The following is an 18,575-nucleotide window of genomic DNA, read 5'->3' on the forward strand; positions in this document are numbered from 1 at the left end:
CCGTACGGGCCGGGGTGTGCGTACGGGTGGAGGGCGCCGTCCCGACGGACGACGACCCCCACCCGTATCGCGGTTACTGCGCGTCCTTGCTGTCGATGCCGAGGCCCGGCAGCAGACCCGGGAGGAGCGGCGGGATCTCCACGTCCGGGACCCGGGAGGTGGGGTCCTGCCCGGTCGAGGGTGCACTCGGGCCCGTGTGCGGCGGGTCGAGCAGTCCGCCCGTGTTGCCGCCCAGAAGCCCGTCGTCCTCCGGTGCGCCCGTGCCCGGGCCGGAGCCGGAGGGGCGGGGCTGGGAGGTGTCGCCGCCCGTGGAGGGGGCGGCGGGCGAGGTGTGCGGCTGCTGGGTGCCGGCGGAGGGGGTGTTTCGCGGCGCGCTCGGGTCGCCGGAACCGACGGAACCGCGCTCGGGGGTGCGCGGGAGCACGGACTGCAGCGGCTCGACCTCTTCGTGTATGGCGTCGAAGACGTCGCTCACCTCGTTGCCGACGTCGGTCAGCTGGACGGGAAGCCGCTCGCGCAGCCCGTCCCAGGTGGCCCGGTGGGCCTGGGCGAAGGAGTTCAGCCGGGCCATGGGGCCGATCTCGCCGTCCCGCTCGTAGGCCAGGCGGAGCAGGCGGTGGCCCTCGGAGGCGTCGTGCTTCATGCCGCCGAGGACGCGGCGGATCTCGCTGAGCGACTCGTGGTCGAGGTCGCCGGAGCGGCCGCGCTCCATCAGTCTGCGGGCCTCGCTCAGGCGGGTGGACGCCTGGTCGAGGTAGATCCCGCCCCGGTCGGCGTCGTCGTCCGCCATCCCGAGCTTGATGTCCTCCATGCCGCGCTTCAGCCCGTAGAGCGAGTCACCGGGGAGGGCGTCGGAGCTGGCGGCGGCCACTCCGCTGAACGCTCCCGCGGCGACACCGACGGTGAGGCCGCCGGCGGCGAGCCCCTTGGACCAGCGGGAACGGGGACGCAGTTTGCGGAGCGGGGAGGCCCGGTGGGCTCCCCGGCCTGCGGTCCGCTGTTCCGGCACCGTAGGGCCCGCACCCGCGCTCCCCTCCGCGAGCATCGCTTCCATGGCGGCGACGAGCTGGGCTCGCTGCACCACCTTGACCTCGGGGTCCATCTGCGGCTTCGGCATGTCGCCGAGACCGTTCGCCAGGGCCAACAGCCGTCCGTGATCGGCTGGTTCGGCCGATACCTCGGGCTGCTCGGCCGCCGCGCCCTCGGACGTCCGATCCTCCAGGGCCTGGGCGAAGGCGTTCGCCCGCCGGTGCGCCGAAACGTTCGCGATCACTGGCGGCACCTCCTCTCGTCATGACGGTCGACTCCCCGGGGGGTTCGGAGGGTTGCACACCTTGAGCGCATCCACACGAAAGAGTGAGTGGATGCGGACATGGCGTGACCACAGGGAGCCTGCATTTCGCACAACGAGCGGCGCGGCACTTGGGTTACGCGCGAAAGATGATCGGACCAGTGCGTCATCGGGGCGTCACCGACTGTGAGTTGGACGGGGGTCGTGGTGGCGTGGGGGGCCGGGCCGGGTGGGGAGGGCGGGACGGGTCGACGGGACGCGTGTGGGGGGCGCGCTGCGCTCAGCGGGCGTCGTCCGGGAGGAGGCGGGCCAGGGTGCGGACGGCCCGGTACTGGAGGGTCTTGATCGCGCCCTCGTTCTTGCCCATGACCCGCGCGGTCTCGGCGACCGAGAGGCCCTGGAGGAAGCGGAGGGTCACGCACTCCTGCTGCTGGGGGTTGAGGCGGCGGACCGCGTCGAGGAGGGCGGCGTTGGAGAGGGACTCGAGGACGGAGTCCTCCGGGCTGCGCTCGACCTCGTTGGCGTCGAGCATCTCGCCGGTGGTGACCTCCAGGCGGAAGCGGCTGGACTTGAAGTGGTCGGCGACCAGGTTGCGGGCGATGGTGACCAGCCATGCGCCGAAGTCGCGGCCCTGCCAGGTGAAGGTGGAGATCCGGCGCAGGGCGCGCAGGAACGTCTCGCTGGTGAGGTCCTCGGCGGTCGCCTTCCCGCCGACGCGGTAGTAGATGTACCGGTAGACGGTGTCGCTGTACTGGTCGTAGAGGCGGCCGAAGGCCTCGGCCTCTCCGGCCTGGGCGCGCTCGACCAGGTCCATCATGCGGGCGCTGTCGCTGTCGGCGGTGGGCCGCCGGGCGGCGGTCGAGGTTCCGGTGGCGCCCCGGGTGCCGCGTCTGCCGACAGCGGCACCGCTCTCGGCGAGGGCGTAGCAGGGACCGGCGGGTGCCGGCCCTGTGAGGGCGGGCCCGCTGAAGGCGGGTGCGAGGCCGGCGTACGCGGTGGGGACGAAGCCGCGCAAGTGGTCGAGGACCGTTGCGCGCAGCGTAGCCAGGCCCGAGGCGTCAACCCCGACGTGTGGGTACACGGGACTCCCAGAGGCAGAGCTTCCATCACGTGCAGTGCGGGACCGTTCACTCGTCGTGGCGACGTGAGGGTTCCGGTGTGCGTCTGAGGAGAATAACGCTTCGTACAGGCAGCGCTACACCCAGTTGCTCAAATCATCGATTCAGTCTTATCCGTTACTGCTTGGAGTCGGATCAAGTCCCACTTAGTGACTGATTGTTGATCGGTTTGGTTTCGTTTGTGATCAACGCTGGGCGCGGTTGTGGTCGAGTGCGATAGGGGGGAGTGATCCGGCCCGCTGGCGGGTAGGGAGCGGGGAATGCCCGGGGCGGGTGCGGTGCAGGGATGTTCGACCACGTACGGGTGAGCGGCGCCGGTCCGGGGTTGTCGCAGTCGATCGCGGCCGAAACGTATCGGCAGGTCACCGGTCGTCCGGGCGCCCGCGGGCCCGGGGGAGAGGGTGCCGGGTCAGCGCCGACGGCGGTGCAGGGCGAGCGCGGCGGCCGTGCCGCCGGCCAGGGCGCCCACGCCGGCGGCGGCCGGGATGCCGACCTTGGCCGCCTTGCGGCCGGTCCGGTAGTCGCGCAGCCGCCAGTCCCGCTCCTTGGCGTACTTGCGCAGCTTGGTGTCCGGGTTGATGGCGTAGGGATGCCCGACCAGCGACAGCATCGGGATGTCGTTGTGCGAGTCGCTGTACGCGGCGCAGCGGGCGAGGTCCAGGCCCTCGGCGGCGGCCAGCGCGCGCACGGCCTCGGCCTTGGCCGGGCCGTGCAGGGGCTCGCCGACCAGCTTGCCGGTGTAGACGCCGTCCACGGACTCGGCGACCGTGCCGAGCGCGCCGGTGAGGCCGAGACGGCGGGCGATGATCGTGGCGGTCTCGACGGGGGCGGCGGTGACCAGCCACACCTTCTGGCCGGCGTCCAGGTGTGCCTGGGCCAGGGCCCGGGTGCCGGGCCAGATGCGGTCGGCCATGTACTCGTCGTAGATCTCCTCGCCGATCGCCATCAGCTCCGAGACCCGGTGGCCCTTGACGATGGACAGGGCGCTGTCGCGGGCGTCCTGCATGTGCTCGGGGTCCTCGACGCCGGCGAGCCGGAACCACGCCTGCTGCCAGGCGAAGCGGGCCAGCTCACGGCGCTGGAAGAACTTCCGCTTGTACAGGCCGCGGCCGAAGTGGAAGATCGCCGCGCCCTGCATGACGGTGTTGTCCAGGTCGAAGAAGGCGGCGGCCTCCACGTCACCGGCGACCGGGAACACCGGCTCGGCGGGCGCGGTCTGACCGCGCTCCAGCTCCAGCTGCGCCGAGGTCTTGCGCGCCGCCTCGGCGGCGGCCTCGCCTGCCAGGACGCTGCGCGCGGTGGCGGAGCGCCTACGGGTGGTGAGCCATCCCAGAGCGGCCATGTCGTTGAGCATAGCCAGTCTGTTCGGCCGTTCCCGACGTGTCGGGCCGCCGCCCGGTGAACAGTGGTGGACGGTCCGGAACGGCCGCGGCCGCGCCGCCGCCGAGGCCGCGCAGAATGGACGGCATGTTCGGACGTAAGAAGAAGAGCGGGCCGCGCACGGTGACGCTGATCGGCAGGCCGGGGTGCCACCTGTGCGACGACGCCAGGGCGGTGATCGAGGCCGTCTGCGCGGAGACGGGCGCGCGGTGGGAGGAGAAGGACATCACCCAGGACGAGGAGCTGCACCGCGCCTACTGGGAGCAGATCCCGGTGGTCCTGGTCGACGGCGAGCAGCACACCTTCTGGCGGGTGGACGCCGGGCGGCTCCGGCGCGAACTGGGTGCGTGACCGGAAGACGGCTACCATCGTGGACGATTTGTTGGGTTTCGGGGGCAGCGTCGTCAGGAGAGTGAGCGGTTTTGCCCCCTTCGCCTTCTGAACGCGTCCACGCCCTCCGTGGTTCCGTACCGATACGAACCAGCCGCGTGACCCCGGTCACTTTGGCCAGACAAAACGGACACCATCTTTGTGCACGCGTTCACAAAGACATAGCCTGCATTCGACGGGGCGGTCCTGGGACACACGGCCGCCTACAGCCCCGCTCATCCCGCAGGAGCACCGTGGCAACTGGCCGAACTCACCGACCGGCGACCCGTAGCCGAGGAATTCCCGAGGCCACCGTCGCCCGCCTCCCGCTGTATCTGCGTGCCCTCACGGCACTGTCGGAGCGCTCCGTGCCCACGGTCTCCTCCGAGGAGCTCGCGGCCGCCGCGGGGGTCAACTCCGCGAAGCTGCGCAAGGACTTCAGCTACCTCGGCTCGTACGGGACGCGCGGCGTCGGCTACGACGTCGAGTACCTCGTCTACCAGATCTCGCGCGAACTCGGGCTCACCCAGGACTGGCCCGTGGTCATCGTCGGCATCGGTAACCTCGGTGCCGCCCTCGCCGGCTACGGCGGCTTCGCCTCCCGCGGCTTCCGCGTCGCCGCGCTGATCGACGCCGACCCCGCCATGACCGGCAAGCCGGTCGCCGGGATCCCCGTCCAGCACAGCGACGACCTCGAGAAGATCATCAGCGAGGACGGCGTCTCCATCGGCGTCATCGCCACCCCCGCAGGCGTCGCCCAGCAGGTCTGCGACCGGCTCGTGGCCGCCGGCGTCACCTCCATCCTGAACTTCGCGCCCACCGTGCTCTCCGTGCCCGACGGCGTGGACGTACGCAAGGTCGACCTCTCCATCGAGCTGCAGATCCTCGCGTTCCACGAGCAGCGCAAGGCCGGCGAGGAACTCGGCGCCGAGGCCGGCGCCGAGCCGTCCGCCGAGCCCGGCGCCACCGCCGCCGCCGTGCCGCCGGCCGCCCGTGCCGCGGAGGACGCCGGCCGCAAGGGACCTGACGGGGACATGCCCGCCGTGATGCCGGCATGAGCCTCCTCGTCGTCGGCCTCAGCCACCGCAGCGCCCCCGTCAGCGTCCTGGAGCGCGCCGCGCTCTCCCCGGACGCCCGGACCAAGCTGCTCCACGACACCCTCGCCGCCGAACCGGCCGCCGAGGGCGCCGTCCTCGCCACCTGCAACCGCATCGAGCTCTACGCCGACGTGGACAAGTTCCACGCCGGTGTCGCCGAGCTGTCCACGCTGCTCGCCCAGCACAGCGGCGTCGGCCTGGAAGAGCTCACCCCGTACCTCTACGTGCACTACGAGGACCGGGCCGTCCACCACCTCTTCTCGGTGGCCTGCGGCCTGGACTCCATGGTCGTCGGCGAGGGCCAGATCCTCGGCCAGATCAAGGACGCCCTCGCCCTCGGCCAGGAACTCCACACCGCCGGCCGCCTCCTGAACGACCTGTTCCAGCAGGCCCTGCGGGTCGGCAAGCGGGCCCACAGCGAGACCGGCATCGACCGCGCCGGCCAGTCGCTCGTCACCTTCGGGCTCGAGCAGATGGCCGGGGACACCGACGTCGACACCTGGGCCAAGGGCAAGCGCGCCCTGGTCATCGGCGCCGGCTCCATGTCCTCGCTCGCCGCCGCCACCCTCGCCCGGGCCGGTGTCGCCGAGATCGTCGTCGCCAACCGCACCATGGAACGCGCCCACCGGCTCGTGGAGATCCTCACCGAGCCCGGATCCACGGGCGTGGCCGCACGCGCGGTCGAGATGGTTGCCGTCGGCGACGAACTGACACGTGCCGACGTCGTCGTCTCCTGCACCGGAGCCACCGGACTCGTCCTCACCGGCGAGGCCGTCGAGACCGCCCTGCACGGCCGCACCGCCCCGCTCCACCTGCTCGACCTCGCCATGCCCCGCGACATCGACGCCGCCGCCCACCGCATGCCGGGCGTCCGCCTCGTCGACATCGAGTCGCTGGCCGAAGCCTCCGCCGACGCCCCCATGGCCGCCGACGTCGACCAGGTGCGCACCATCGTCGCCGACGAGGTCGCCGCCTTCGGCGCCGCGCAGCGCGCCGCCCACATCACGCCGACCGTGGTCGCCCTGCGCGCCATGGCCGCCGACGTGGTGGCCGGCGAGGTCGCCCGCCTCGAAGGCCGGCTGCCCGGACTCGACGACAAGCAGCGCGCCGAGATCACCCAGACCGTGCGGCGCGTCGTCGACAAGCTGCTGCACGCGCCCACCGTGCGCGTCAAGCAGCTCGCCAGCGAGCCCGGCGGCGCCGGCTACGCCGACGCACTGCGCACACTCTTCGACCTCGACCCGGGGACGGTTGCCTCTGTCAGCCGGGCCGACCTGAACGACGGCGACGTCAAGAACCGAGGGCGAGTATGACCGAGAGGGCACTGAGGCTCGGGACCAGGCGCAGCAAGCTCGCCATGGCCCAGTCCGGACATGTGGCCGACGCCGTCCGGCAGCTGACCGGCCGGCCCGTCGAGCTCGTGGAGATCACGACGTACGGGGACACCTCCCGCGAGCACCTCGCACAGATCGGCGGCACCGGCGTCTTCGTCGCCGCCCTGCGCGACGCGCTGCTCGCCGACGAGGTCGACTTCGCCGTGCACTCCCTCAAGGACCTGCCGACCGCCCAGCACCCCGACCTGGTGCTCGCGGCGATCCCCGAGCGCGAGGACCCGCGCGACGTCCTCGTCGCCCGGCCCGGCCTCACCCTGGCGACCCTGCCGGCCGGCGCCCGCGTCGGCACCGGCTCCCCGCGCCGCATGGCCCAGCTCAACGCGTACGCGCGCAGCCACGGCCTGACCATCGAGACCGTACCGATCCGGGGCAACATCGACACCCGCGTCGGCTATGTACGCAGCGGAGAACTGGACGCGGTGGTACTCGCCGCGGCCGGACTCAACCGCATCGGCGGAACCGAGGAGCTCACCGGCTCCCTGTCGGTCGACCACCTGTCGGTCGACACGGTCCTGCCCGCCCCTGGCCAGGGGGCCCTGGCCGTCGAGTGCGCGGCGTCCCACGCCGACCTCGTCGCCACGCTCGCCGAGCTCGACGACCCGTACACCCGGGCCGCCGTGACCGCCGAGCGATCCCTGCTCGCCGCCCTGGAGGCCGGCTGCTCCGCACCCGTGGGTGCGCTGGCCGACCTGCTGGCCGACGGCCCCGGTCACGGGCAGGTTGTCACCGAAATGCGCCTCCGCGGCGTCGTCGGCACCACCGACGGCTCCACGCTGGTGCAGCTGTCCACCACCGGTCCCGTACCCACCTCCTACGACGAGGCGGTGGCCCTCGGACGCGAACTCGCGGACGAGATGCTCGCCAAGGGTGCGGCCGGTCTTATGGGGGAGCGAGCACTTTGAGCCCCACCAGCCCGACCACCAGCCCCGCGACCGCCGCCTTCACCGGCCACGGTCACGTCACCTTCCTCGGCGCCGGACCCGGCGACCCCGGACTGCTGACGCTCCGGGCCGTCGACGCCCTGGCCGGCGCGGACGTCCTGATCGCCGAGCCGGAGGTGCTCGAAGTCGTCCGCGGCCACGCCCGTCCGGGCGTGAGCACGCCTGAGCTGACGATTGTCGACGAAGCGTCAACAACCGTCGGTGTCCCCGTGTTGAGGGATGCGACCAATCTTGTCATGGAGGCCGCGCGCGGCGGCAAGCGGGTCGTCCGAGCGGTGACCGGCGACCCCGGCCTCGACGGCAACGCCGGCCAGGAGATGCTGGCCTGCGCCGCCGAGGGCATCCCCTTCGAGGTCGTGCCCGGCGTGGCGACCGCCGTCGGCGTCCCCGCGTACGCCGGCGTACCGCTGCGCGACGCGCAGGGCACCGACGTCCGCTTCGTCGACGCCCGCACCGCCGACGACCGCTGCTGGGCCGAGGTCGGCGCCTCCGACGGCACCGTCGTCGTCTCGACCTCTCTCGACGCGGTGGCCGCGGCCGCCGGTGAACTGGTGGCGGCGGGCCGTAAGCCGGACACCCCCCTCACCGTCACCATCGCCGGCACGACGACCAGGCAGCGGACCTGGACCGCCACCCTCGGCACCATCGCCCAGGTCTTCAAGCAGGGCAAGGTCCTCCCCTCGCCCGAGGGGCACCGGCCGGCGATAGCCGTGGTCGGCGAGCGCAGCGCCCCGGCGCAGCGGGACCAGCTGTCCTGGTTCGAGTCCAAGCCGCTCTTCGGCTGGCGGGTCCTCGTGCCGCGCACCAAGGAACAGGCCGCGTCGCTCTCCGACCAGCTGCGCTCCTACGGCGCCGTGCCGCACGAGGTGCCGACCATCGCCGTCGAACCGCCGCGCACCCCGCAGCAGATGGAGCGGGCCGTCAAGGGCCTGGTCACCGGCCGCTACGAGTGGATCGCCTTCACCTCGGTCAACGCCGTCAAGGCGGTCCGGGAGAAGTTCGAGGAGTACGGGCTCGACGCCCGCGCCTTCGCCGGCATCAAGGTCGCGGCCGTCGGCGAGCAGACCGCCAAGGCGCTGATCGACTTCGGTGTGAAGCCGGACCTGGTGCCCAGCGGCGAGCAGTCCGCGGCCGGCCTCCTGGAGGACTGGCCGCCGTACGACCCGGTCTTCGACCCGATCGACCGCGTCTTCCTGCCGCGTGCCGACATCGCCACCGAGACCCTGGTCGCGGGCCTGATCGAGCTCGGCTGGGAGGTCGACGACGTCACCGCCTACCGGACGGTGCGGGCCTCGCCGCCGCCGGCGGACACCCGCGAGGCGATCAAGGGCGGCGGTTTCGACGCGGTGCTCTTCACCTCGTCGTCCACCGTGCGCAACCTCGTCGGCATCGCCGGCAAGCCGCACAACGTGACCGTCATCGCCTGCATCGGCCCCGCCACCGCGAAGACGGCGGAGGAGCACGGACTGCGGGTCGACGTCCTCTCCCCGGAGCCGTCCGTCCACAAGCTGGCGGAGGCCCTCGCGGACTTCGGTCTGCGGCGGCGGGCGGCGGCCCTGGAGGCCGGTGACCCGGTGACCCGGCCGAGCGAGCGGCGCCCGGGTGCGCGCAGGCGCCGCACGACGTAGTCGACGTAGTCGACGGAGTCGACCACCTTCGGGGCGCGGGTTCCTTCACGGGGCCCGCGCCCCGGGGCGTTTTCGGACCGGGCGCAGGGCCGGCCGCGCGACGGGGGCGTGGCCGGTGCGGGAGCCTCTTGTCGGGCGAGCGGCCGGTGCCGGGGTCTCTTGTCGGGCGAGCGGCCGGTGCCGGGGCCCGCCGTCCCGGCCGGGGGCCTGCCGGGACGGCAACACGGTGTCGGCAAGTGCATCGAGGGCGCGGGCGTAGCCTCGATGACATGAACTCGTACGGAAGCTTTCCCGGTGCGCGGCCGCGGCGGCTGCGGACCAGTCCCGCCATGCGGCGCATGGTGGCCGAGACACGGCTGCACCCGGCCGATCTCATCCTGCCCGCCTTCGTACGCGAGGGCGTGACCGAGCCCGTGCCGATCGCCGCGATGCCCGGCGTCGTCCAGCACTCCCGCGACACCCTGCGCAAGGCGGCCGTGGAGGCCGTGGAGGCCGGGGTCTCCGGGATCATGCTGTTCGGCGTGCCCGAGGACGCCAAGAAGGACGCGGCCGGCACGGCGGGCACCGACCCGGACGGCATCCTCCAGGTCGCCATCAGGGACGTGAGGGCCGAGGTCGGCGACGACCTGGTGATCATGTCGGACCTGTGCCTGGACGAGTACACCGACCACGGCCACTGCGGCGTCCTGGACGCCGACGGGCGGGTCGACAACGACGCCACCCTGGAGCGCTACGCCGAGATGGCCCAGGTCCAGGCCGACGCCGGCGTCCACGTCGTCGGGCCCTCCGGAATGATGGACGGCCAGGTCGGCGTGGTCCGCGACGCCCTCGACACCATCGGCAAGGAGGACGTGTCGATCCTCGCGTACACCGCGAAGTACTCCTCCGCCTTCTACGGGCCCTTCCGCGAGGCCGTCGCCTCCTCCCTGACCGGCGACCGCAAGACCTACCAGCAGGATCCCGCCAACGTGCGCGAGTCGATGCGGGAACTGGCCCTCGACCTCGAAGAGGGCGCCGACATGGTGATGGTCAAGCCGGCCGGCCCGTACCTGGACATCCTCGCCAAGGTGGCCGCGGCGGTGGACGTGCCCCTCGCCGCCTACCAGATCAGCGGCGAGTACGCGATGGTCGAGGCCGCCGCCGAGAAGGGCTGGATCGACCGCGACAGGGCGATCCTGGAGACGCTGACCGGCATCCGGCGGGCGGGTGCGCAGATGATCCTCACCTACTGGGCGACGGAGGTCGCGCAGAAGCTCGGCCGCGGGCTCTGAGCGAGCGGACTGCCCGCACGCGGATGCACCCTGGAGAGGTACCGACAGGTACCTCTCTGGAGGTGGTCCTCATGACGCACATGAACACGCTTGTCGGCTGGCACATCGAGATGGAGTTCAAGGAGGAGGGCGACCGGACGCGGGCGGCGGCCATGGTGCGGCTCGGCGACGGCACCGAGTTCCGCGCCCACGGCAACGCCAACCGCCACCCCTCCGACCCCGAGCAGCTGCGGGTCGGCGAGGAGATCGCCGGCGCCCGCGCGCTCATGGACCTCGCCTCGCAGCTGCTCCAGAAGGCCCACACCGAGATCGACGAGGCCTCGGGGCGGACCTCCCACCCGATCCGCCGCTAGGGCGGGGTGCCGGGGGAGGGAGGACGGCCGGGCGTTTCCTCGGCCCGCCGTCGGGGTGTCCAGACGTCCGGGGGTCCGGGCGTCGGGCGTTCTCCGGGCGGGCGGGCGGAAACCGTGCGTGCGACGTCAGTACGTGAGGGCGTCCTCGAGGGTCTGCTGCCAGTACGACACGGCGGCGCCGTCATCGGCGTAGGTGCCGCTCGGCGCCGTCACCGTCGTGCTGCTGTCGGGGGTGATGTTCACCCGGATCGTGCGCACGGTCGTCCCGTGGGTGTCCTCCCCCGGCCCGCCCGGCTCGCCGGTGAGGATCACCGACGCGTAGCCCGACTCGCCGGGCGCCAGGCCCAGCACCGCCTGCGGCTTGCTGCCCTGGAGGACCCTGATGGGCGCCTGGCTGTGGTCGAAGCCGACCAGCGGCGCGTGCGGAGCGTCGCAGGGCCGGCTGCCCACGTTGGTGACGGTGAGCACCAGGTGGTTGATGGGGCGGCTCACCTTGCTCGCCACGATCTTGGTGTTCGCCGCCGTGCAGGGGACGCGGTCCGCGCCCTGGGGCCTGGCGGCGGGCTGGGTGCCCGGCCGGCCGGTCGGCCGGCTGGTCGGCGCGGCGGTCGGGCGGGTGGTGTCCGCGTTCGCCGGCGCCCCGGTGGGCGTCCCGGTCGGTGTCCCGGTGGGCGCGGGCTGCGGCGTGGCCCCCGTCGTGCGGGCCGACGGCTGGGACGGTGCCTTCGGCGCCGCAGCGGAGGTGTCGCCCGACTGGCAGGCGGTGAGGGCGAGGGCCGCCGAGAGGGCGGCGACGGGCAGGGCGAGACGGCGAGCGAGTGAGCGCATGGTGGTTCCCCCGTGAGAGTGGTACCGGTCGGTCAGCGGTGGTGCAGCAGTGCGATCACGACCGCGGTGCAGGCGATCAGCACCGCGGCCGCCAGAGCGTCGGTGACGCGGCTGTTCGGCATGACCACCACCCTCGGGGCGGCGTGATCCCACTGCAATCGGCACGGGACAATGGGGAACGCTGGAACGCCGGCACCGGCCGTGACCTGGGGAGATGACCGTCCCCTGGAATGCGTTCCTGGGATGCGGAACGGGCGACGGGGGGACGCGGATGGACGCGGCGGACACGGTGGACGGCTTCGCGCAGCGGATGCGCGCACTGAAGGACCGGTCCGGACTCAGCTACGGGGCGCTCGCCCGCCGGCTGCACGTCAGCACCTCCACGCTCCACCGCTACTGCAACGGCGACGCCGTGCCCACCGAGTTCGCGCCCGTCGAGCGGCTCGGGCGACTGTGCGGGGCCTCCCGCGAGGAATTCGTCGCACTCCACCGGGCCTGGATCCTCGCCGACGAGGCCCGCAGGCGGGGCAAGGCCGAGCCGGCACCGGACCCGGAGCCCCGGCCGGCGCCCCGGCCCGAGGCCGGGCCGCCCTCGGCGACGGACGCTCCCGAAGCCGCCGCCGAGCCGGCGCCCCGGCCCCCCGTCCAGCCCGCGGCCCCGCCCCCCGCCGAGCACGCGGCCCGGCAGCCCGCGGCCGAGCCCGTCGAGCTCACCGTCGAGGAGATCGCCGGGCCCTCCGGCACACCGCGCCCAGGGAGCCGCGGGCGCCGGGGAGCCCTCGCCGTGGCGGCCGTCGTCGCCCTCGCCGTGCCCACCGCGTACCTCGTCGGGCGCACCGGCGACCGCCCCACCACCGATGCCACCCCGGGGGACAGCCCCGCCTCACCCGCACCCCTCAGCGCCGGCATCAGCTCCTACAATTGGGCCGAGCCCTGCGGCCAGTACTACGTCCTCGACCAGGAACCCGGCCACGTACCCCCGCCGCCCCCGCCGCAGGACACCCGCGGCTGGGCCCGCGCGCTCGGCGGGATCGACGGCGGCCACATGCAGCTCCAGCTCACCGTGACCGGCCGCACCCAGCAACCCGTCGTCCTGACCGCCCTGCACGTACGGGTCGTGCAACGCGGCGCCCCACTGGACCACCCCGCCTACTCCATGGGCGATGGCTGCGGCAGCGGCGTCACCCCGCAGACCTTCGACGTCGACCTCGACGCGCCCCGCCCCCACGTGACACCGGTCGCCGGCCAGGACGGCGACCGCGTGGTGCCCGCGAAGGACTTCCCGTACAAGGTCGCCACCGGTGACCCCCAGGTGCTCAACCTCGACGTGCACACCGAGGAGTACGCCGCTTCCTGGTATCTGGAGCTGCACTGGAGCAGCGGCGCCCACAAGGGGGTCGTCCGCGTCGACGACGGCGGCGAGCCGTTCCGTACCAGTGCGATCGAGGGGCGGCCGACCTACGGCTACTGGCCCGACAAGGGCACATGGGTCGCCCGGTGAACGACGGACGGCCGTGCCCGAAGGCACGGCCGTCCGCCACCGTCACCGCCCGGCCCTGAGCGTCAGAGACGCTCAGGGGTCCGGATGCCCAGCAGGGCCATGCCCCGGTGCAGGGTCCGGGCCGTCAGATCGACCAGGAACAGGCGATTCTCCTTCAGCTCCCGGGTCTCGGCCTTCATGACCGGGCACTGGTCGTAGAAGGTCGTGAGGTGCGACGCCAGCTGGTAGAGGTACGCGGCCAGCTTGTGCGGCGCGTACTCCTCGGCGGCCTCCGTGACCGTGGCACCGAACTGGTCCAGGTGCAGGGCGAGCGCGCGCTCGGCCGGGGCCAGCTCAAGCTCCGCGTGAGCGGTCGGCTGGGCGTCCGTGACGTTCCGCTTGATCGACTGGATACGGGCGTACGCGTACTGGAGGTACACGGACGTGTCACCGTTCAGCGAGACCATCTGGTCCAGGTCGAACTTGTAGTCCCGCACGGCCGACGTGGACAGGTCGGCGTACTTCACCGCACCGATGCCGACGTAGCGGCCGTTCTCGGCGACCTCGTCGTCGGAGAGACCGGCCTTCTCCTTCTTCTCCTCGACGACGGCCGTCGCCCGCTCGATCGCCTCGTCCAGCAGGTCCACGAGCCGCACCGTCTCGCCCTCACGGGTCTTGAACGGCTTGCCGTCCTTGCCGAGGACCGTGCCGAACGCCAGCTGGACGGCCTTCACCTCGTCGTTCAGCCAGCCCGCCCGGCGGGCCGTCTCGAACACCATCTTGAAGTGCAGCGACTGACGGGCGTCCACCACATACAGCAGCGTCGACGCCTTCAGGTTCTGCACCCGGTCACGGATCGCCGACAGGTCCGTCGCCGCATAGCCGAAACCGCCGTCGGACTTCTGCACGATCAGCGGCGTCGGATTGCCGTCCGGGCCCTTCACGTCGTCGAAGAACACGCACAGCGCACCCTCCGAGCGGACCGCCACGCCCGACTCCTCGAGCAGCCGGCACGTCTCCTGGAGCATGTCGTTGTAACCGGACTCGCCGACGATGTCGGGGTCACGGATGTCCATGTCGAGCTTCTCGAACACCGAGTAGAAGTAGATCTTCGACTCGTCGACGAACCGCTGCCACAGCGCCAGCGTCTCCTCGTCGCCCGCCTGAAGCTGCACGACCCGCGCCCGCGCGCGCGTCTTGAAGTCCTCGTCGGAGTCGAACAGCGTGCGCGAGGCCTTGTACAGCCGGTTCAGGTTGGACATGGCCTCCTCGCCGGAGACCTCCACGTCCGCGCCCTCGACCTTGTGGTCCAGCTCGTGCGGGTGCTCGATCAGATACTGGATCAGCATGCCGAACTGGGTGCCCCAGTCGCCGATGTGATGGCGCCGGACCACCGTCTCGCCCGTGAACTCCAGGATCTCGACCATCGCCGCGCCGATCACCGCCGACCGCAGGTGCCCGACGTGCATCTCCTTCGCCACGTTCGGCTGCGCGTAGTCGATCACCGTCGTCCCGGCGTCCGGATTGAACGGCACACCGAGCCGGTCGTCGGCGGCACGCGCCGCCAGCGTCTCGATGATCGCCGCGTCCGACACCGTGATGTTGAGGAACCCGGGCCCCGAGACCTCGATCTCCTTCAGGACCCCATCCGACCCGATCGCCTCGACGACCTTCGTCGCCAGCTCACGCGGATTGCCCTTGAGCCGCTTGGCCAGCGCCAGGATGCCGTTGGCCTGGAAGTCGGCCCGGTCGCTTCGTCGCAGCAGCGGGTCGGCGGAACCGGCCTCCGGCAGGGCTGCCGAGAGACCTTCCGCGAGGCGCTGCTGCACGGTCGAAGCGAGGGAAGGGACCGAGGCCATGAGCTTCCGTTCCTGTTGTGTCGAGTCCGGGTGTCCCGGTGGTCTATTTCGCTTGTCAAGTGTCCCACGGCAGAGCAACGTGTTTTCTCCCCTGTGGACAACCCCGGACGCCGCGCCCCGAGGAACCCCGACCTGTGGACAACCTCCGAGCGCCTCCGTCCGTCTGGGAGAATGGCCCGCGTAGGGCTGTAAGGCTTCGAGGGAAACCAAGGAAGAAGGACGTACCGACCGTGGCTCAGAGCAGCACCGAGACCGACTGGGTCTCCCGTTTCGCGGACGAGGTCATCACCGAGTCGGAGCGACGTGCGCCTGGCAAACCGGTCGTCGTCGCCTCCGGCCTCTCCCCGTCCGGCCCCATCCACCTCGGCAACCTCCGCGAGGTCATGACCCCGCACCTGGTCGCCGACGAGATCCGCCGCCGCGGCCACCAGGTCCGCCACCTCATCTCCTGGGACGACTACGACCGCTACCGCAAGGTGCCGGCCGGCGTCGAGGGGGTCGACGAGTCCTGGGCCGAGCACATCGGCAAGCCGCTGACCTCCGTCCCCGCCCCGGCCGGCTCCCCCCACGCCAACTGGGCCGAGCACTTCAAGGCCGCCATGGTCGAGGCGCTCGCCGAGCTCGGCGTCGAGTACGACCCGATCAGCCAGACCGAGCAGTACACCTCCGGCGCCTACCGCGAGCAGATCCTGCACGCCATGCGCCACCGCGCCGACATCGACGCCATCCTCGACCAGTACCGGACGAAGAAGGCGCCGAAGAAGCAGTCCCAGAAGCCCCTCGACGCCGCCGAGCTCGAAGCCGAGGAGGGCTCCGGCGCGGCCAACGAGGACGACGGCTCCGGCGGCGGCGCCGGCTACTTCCCGTACAAGCCGTACTGCGGCCGGTGCGAGAAGGACCTCACCACCGTCACCTCCTACGACGACGACACCACCGAGCTCGCCTACACCTGCACCGCCTGCGGCTTCGCCGAGACCGTCAAGCTCAGCGAGTTCAACCGCGGCAAGCTCGTGTGGAAGGTCGACTGGCCCATGCGCTGGGCCTACGAGGGCGTCATCTTCGAGCCCTCCGGCGTCGACCACTCCTCGCCCGGCTCCTCCTTCCAGGTCGGCGGCCAGATCGTCGGCATCTTCGACGGCGTCCAGCCCATCGGCCCCATGTACGCCTTCGTCGGCATCAGCGGCATGGCCAAGATGTCGTCCTCGCGCGGCGGCGTCCCCACGCCCGCCGACGCCCTGAAGATCATGGAGCCGCAGCTCCTGCGCTGGCTCTACGCCCGACGCCGCCCCAACCAGTCGTTCAAGATCGCCTTCGACCAGGAGATCCAGCGGCTCTACGACGAGTGGGACAAGCTCGAGGCCAAGGTCGCCGACGGCTCGGTGCTCCCCGCCGACGCCGCCGCGTACGCGCGGGCCGCCCGCACCGCCGCGGGCGAGCTGCCCCGCACGCCGCGCCCCCTGCCCTACCGCACGCTCGCCTCGGTCGTCGACATCACCGCCGGACACGACGAGCAGACCCTGCGGATCCTCAGCGACCTCGACCCGCAGAACCCGGTCACCTCCCTCGACGAGGTCCGGCCCCGGCTCGACCGCGCCGAGAACTGGATCACCACCCAGGTCCCGGCCGACCAGCGCACCATCGTCCGCGACGAGCCGGACACCGAGCTCCTCGGCTCGCTCGACGACGAGGGCCGTGCGTCACTGCGGCTGCTCCTGGAGGGTCTGGACACCCACTGGTCCCTGGACGGACTGACCACCCTGGTCTACGGCGTCCCGAAGGTCATGGCCGGTCTCACCCCCGAGGCCAAGCCCACCCCGGAGCTCAAGCTCGCCCAGCGCTCCTTCTTCGCCCTGCTCTACAAGCTCCTCGTCAGCCGCGAGACCGGCCCCCGCCTGCCCACCCTGCTCCTCGCCGTCGGCGCCGACCGGGTCCGCAAGCTCCTCGGGGCCTGACCCCCACCGGCCACCCGACCCGGCCGGACAGACACCACCGCCCTCCTCCGCATCACGCGGAGGAGGGCGGTTTCCGTCTCACGGCGCCCGGACGGACAGGGCAGGCGGCAGGGCGGCTCGGCGGCCGTCAGGGCGTGTGGTTCTCCGCCCACTCCTGCTGGATCCGATCCCGCAGCCGAGGCGTCAGCTCACGCAGGATCGACGCGCTCCGCGGATGCGTGATCTTGTACATGTCGCTCAGCCATATGTCGAGCTGCTCCGCGTTGGGGAAGTCCTGCTTCTCCTCCACGTAGTCCCACATGGCCTTGTACGCCGCGTCCGCGAACTCCTCCGGGGACAGCGCCTCGTCCACGTACTCCGGGTACGGCTGGAACTCCTCCGGGCCGGGCGGAGGCACATCCTCCGGACCGTGCGGGACCGCCACCGGCGTGGGCTCCAGGCCCTCCACGATGCTCGGGTTGTACGTACCCTCGTACGCCTCCGGCGAGACCTGCGGAGCATCGAACCACGGACTCTCGTGGTTGACCGGCACGGCCTGCGGCAACGGGCCGCCCTGGCCCGCGGCCCCCTGTGCGGGCACGGCCCCCTGCTGCGGCCCGGCCCCCGGGCCCTGGGATCCCAGGCCCTGCGATCCCAGGCCCTGAGGCCCCGGACCCTGGGGCCCCGGACCCTGGGGCCCCGGACCCTGCTGAGGCACCACACCCTGCGCCCCCGCCACAGCGCCCGCCTGCGCCGGCACCTGAGCCACCCGCGACTGCTCCAACTCCGCCACCGGCGGGGACGGCGGCAACAACACCGGCTCCACGCCCGCGGCCGCCAGACCCGCCGCAGCCGTCTCCGACAACGGCACCCCGTACTTCGCGAGCCGCAACGGCATCAGCGCCTCCACCGGCGCCTTGCGCCGCCACCCACGCCCGAAGCGCGCCTGAAGCCTCGCCTGGTAGATCAGCCGGTCCTGCTCCAGCTTGATCACCTGCTCATACGACCGCAGCTCCCACAGCTTCATCCGACGCCACAACCGAAACGTCGGAATCGGCGACAACAGCCAACGCGTCAGCCGCACGCCCTCCATGTGCTTGTCGGCCGTGATGTCCGCGATCCGCCCCACCGCATGCCGCGCCGCTTCCACCGCGACCACGAACAGCACCGGAATCACCGCGTGCATCCCCACGCCCAACGGATCCGGCCACGCAGCCGCACCGTTGAACGCGATCGTCGCCGCCGTCAGGAGCCAAGCCGTCTGCCGCAACAACGGGAACGGAATGCGGAACCACGTCAACAGCAGATCGAGCGCCAGAAGCACACAAATACCCGCATCGATACCGATGGGGAAGAAATACGAGAAATCACCGAAACCCTTGTCGAGGGCAAGCTCGCGCACCGCAGCGTACGAGCCGGCGAAACCGATCCCGGCAATGATCACCGCACCCGCGACCACGAGGCCGATGAGTATGCGGTGCGTCCGTGTCAGCTGCATCGCGGCCACCCGCGATCCCTCCCGTCGATCGACATCTCGCGGGCACAGACTGGCACATGCGCACGGGGCCCGGCCCCCTGGGGAGGGACGGACCCCGTACGAAAACGCACAAACGCCTACAGGACGACCGCCCCGCA

At 72.0% G+C, this 18,575-nt stretch carries 15 protein-coding genes; 9 read left to right on the top strand and 6 right to left on the bottom strand.

The genetic code is table 11. The annotated features are described in order from the left end of the window. Window positions 1–73 precede the first annotated feature (73 nt). The 3 genes from ABD954_RS19185 to ABD954_RS19195 all read right to left on the bottom strand — a co-directional run bounded on the left by ABD954_RS19185 (window position 74) and on the right by ABD954_RS19195 (window position 3,751). Window positions 74–1,273, bottom strand: a complete 1,200-nt coding sequence (locus ABD954_RS19185; RefSeq protein ID WP_345487264.1) for a DUF5667 domain-containing protein — start codon at window positions 1,271–1,273, stop codon at window positions 74–76. 298 nt (window positions 1,274–1,571) lie between these two features. Continuing rightward, window positions 1,572–2,372 carry an ECF subfamily RNA polymerase sigma factor, BldN family gene (locus ABD954_RS19190; protein ID WP_345487265.1) on the bottom strand — a complete coding sequence of 267 codons (801 nt, stop codon included), beginning with the start codon at window positions 2,370–2,372 and terminating at the stop codon, window positions 1,572–1,574. A gap of 446 nt (window positions 2,373–2,818) precedes the next feature. Then, the gene (locus tag ABD954_RS19195) at window positions 2,819–3,751 is read right to left on the bottom strand and encodes an HAD family hydrolase (RefSeq protein ID WP_345487266.1); all 933 of its coding nucleotides are present in this window, start codon (window positions 3,749–3,751) and stop codon (window positions 2,819–2,821) included. A 116-nt stretch (window positions 3,752–3,867) separates the two neighbouring features. On the opposite strand from ABD954_RS19195, the gene ABD954_RS19200 reads away from it, so the two are divergent. The 7 genes from ABD954_RS19200 to ABD954_RS19230 all read left to right on the top strand — a co-directional run bounded on the left by ABD954_RS19200 (window position 3,868) and on the right by ABD954_RS19230 (window position 10,842). Further along, window positions 3,868–4,140 carry a glutaredoxin family protein gene (locus ABD954_RS19200; protein ID WP_345487267.1) on the top strand — a complete coding sequence of 91 codons (273 nt, stop codon included), beginning with the start codon at window positions 3,868–3,870 and terminating at the stop codon, window positions 4,138–4,140. Between the two features lie 272 nt (window positions 4,141–4,412). Then, window positions 4,413–5,216: a redox-sensing transcriptional repressor Rex gene (locus ABD954_RS19205; protein ID WP_345487268.1), complete on the top strand. Its 804-nt coding sequence runs from the start codon at window positions 4,413–4,415 to the stop codon at window positions 5,214–5,216. Beyond that, window positions 5,213–6,568 carry a glutamyl-tRNA reductase gene (locus ABD954_RS19210; protein WP_345487269.1) on the top strand — a complete coding sequence of 452 codons (1,356 nt, stop codon included), beginning with the start codon at window positions 5,213–5,215 and terminating at the stop codon, window positions 6,566–6,568. The genes ABD954_RS19205 and ABD954_RS19210 overlap by 4 nt, the downstream gene beginning before the upstream one ends. Further along, window positions 6,565–7,551: a hydroxymethylbilane synthase gene (hemC, locus tag ABD954_RS19215; protein WP_345487270.1), complete on the top strand. Its 987-nt coding sequence runs from the start codon at window positions 6,565–6,567 to the stop codon at window positions 7,549–7,551. The genes ABD954_RS19210 and hemC overlap by 4 nt, the downstream gene beginning before the upstream one ends. Next, on the top strand, window positions 7,548–9,218 hold the full coding sequence (locus tag ABD954_RS19220; protein WP_345487271.1) for a bifunctional uroporphyrinogen-III C-methyltransferase/uroporphyrinogen-III synthase: 1,671 nt from the start codon (window positions 7,548–7,550) through the stop codon (window positions 9,216–9,218). Before hemC ends, ABD954_RS19220 begins: the two co-directional genes overlap by 4 nt. Before the next feature lie 269 nt (window positions 9,219–9,487). Continuing rightward, window positions 9,488–10,489, top strand: coding sequence for a porphobilinogen synthase (gene hemB / locus ABD954_RS19225; protein WP_345487272.1), 1,002 nt, complete (start codon window positions 9,488–9,490; stop codon window positions 10,487–10,489). An 80-nt stretch (window positions 10,490–10,569) separates the two neighbouring features. Then, a complete protein-coding gene (locus ABD954_RS19230; RefSeq protein ID WP_345492303.1) occupies window positions 10,570–10,842 on the top strand; it encodes a DUF1876 domain-containing protein in 273 nt (90 codons plus the stop codon). Window positions 10,843–10,968: 126 nt separating this feature from the next. Here the strand turns inward: ABD954_RS19230 and ABD954_RS19235 are convergent, their stop codons facing one another. Further along, on the bottom strand, window positions 10,969–11,670 hold the full coding sequence (locus tag ABD954_RS19235) for a DUF4232 domain-containing protein (protein ID WP_345487273.1): 702 nt from the start codon (window positions 11,668–11,670) through the stop codon (window positions 10,969–10,971). A 271-nt stretch (window positions 11,671–11,941) separates the two neighbouring features. Between ABD954_RS19235 and ABD954_RS19240 the strand changes: the two genes are divergently transcribed. After that, entirely contained in the window at window positions 11,942–13,171 is a 1,230-nt protein-coding gene (locus tag ABD954_RS19240) for a helix-turn-helix domain-containing protein (RefSeq protein ID WP_345487274.1), read from the top strand. 62 nt (window positions 13,172–13,233) lie between these two features. Here ABD954_RS19240 and argS read toward each other — a convergent pair whose 3' ends face one another. Then, window positions 13,234–15,009, bottom strand: a complete 1,776-nt coding sequence (argS, locus tag ABD954_RS19245) for an arginine--tRNA ligase (protein WP_345487275.1) — start codon at window positions 15,007–15,009, stop codon at window positions 13,234–13,236. Window positions 15,010–15,239: 230 nt separating this feature from the next. Here argS and lysS point away from each other — a divergent pair, with 230 nt between their 5' ends. Further along, the gene (gene lysS, locus ABD954_RS19250; RefSeq protein ID WP_345487276.1) at window positions 15,240–16,961 is read left to right on the top strand and encodes a lysine--tRNA ligase; all 1,722 of its coding nucleotides are present in this window, start codon (window positions 15,240–15,242) and stop codon (window positions 16,959–16,961) included. Window positions 16,962–17,088: 127 nt separating this feature from the next. On the opposite strand, the gene ABD954_RS19255 is transcribed toward lysS, so the two are convergent. Then, complete coding sequence (locus tag ABD954_RS19255; protein WP_345487277.1) at window positions 17,089–18,447, bottom strand: DUF2637 domain-containing protein; 1,359 nt, start codon at window positions 18,445–18,447, stop codon at window positions 17,089–17,091. Window positions 18,448–18,575 lie beyond the last annotated feature (128 nt).

The sequence above is a fragment of the Streptomyces roseoviridis genome (assembly GCF_039535235.1).
GTDB classification, from domain to species: domain Bacteria; phylum Actinomycetota; class Actinomycetes; order Streptomycetales; family Streptomycetaceae; genus Streptomyces; species Streptomyces roseoviridis.

Bases quoted from the DNA above. Each gene is read 5' to 3' on its own strand.
- argS (WP_345487275.1), bottom strand. From the start codon at position 15,009: ATGGCCTCGGTCCCTTCCCTCGCTTCGACCGTGCAGCAGCGCCTCGCG.
- ABD954_RS19200 (WP_345487267.1), top strand. From the start codon at position 3,868: ATGGACGGCATGTTCGGACGTAAGAAGAAGAGCGGGCCGCGCACGGTG.
- hemB (WP_345487272.1), top strand. From the start codon at position 9,488: ATGAACTCGTACGGAAGCTTTCCCGGTGCGCGGCCGCGGCGGCTGCGG.
- ABD954_RS19230 (WP_345492303.1), top strand. From the start codon at position 10,570: ATGAACACGCTTGTCGGCTGGCACATCGAGATGGAGTTCAAGGAGGAG.
- ABD954_RS19235 (WP_345487273.1), bottom strand. From the start codon at position 11,670: ATGCGCTCACTCGCTCGCCGTCTCGCCCTGCCCGTCGCCGCCCTCTCG.
- ABD954_RS19195 (WP_345487266.1), bottom strand. From the start codon at position 3,751: ATGGCCGCTCTGGGATGGCTCACCACCCGTAGGCGCTCCGCCACCGCG.
- hemC (WP_345487270.1), top strand. From the start codon at position 6,565: ATGACCGAGAGGGCACTGAGGCTCGGGACCAGGCGCAGCAAGCTCGCC.
- ABD954_RS19210 (WP_345487269.1), top strand. From the start codon at position 5,213: ATGAGCCTCCTCGTCGTCGGCCTCAGCCACCGCAGCGCCCCCGTCAGC.
- ABD954_RS19240 (WP_345487274.1), top strand. From the start codon at position 11,942: ATGGACGCGGCGGACACGGTGGACGGCTTCGCGCAGCGGATGCGCGCA.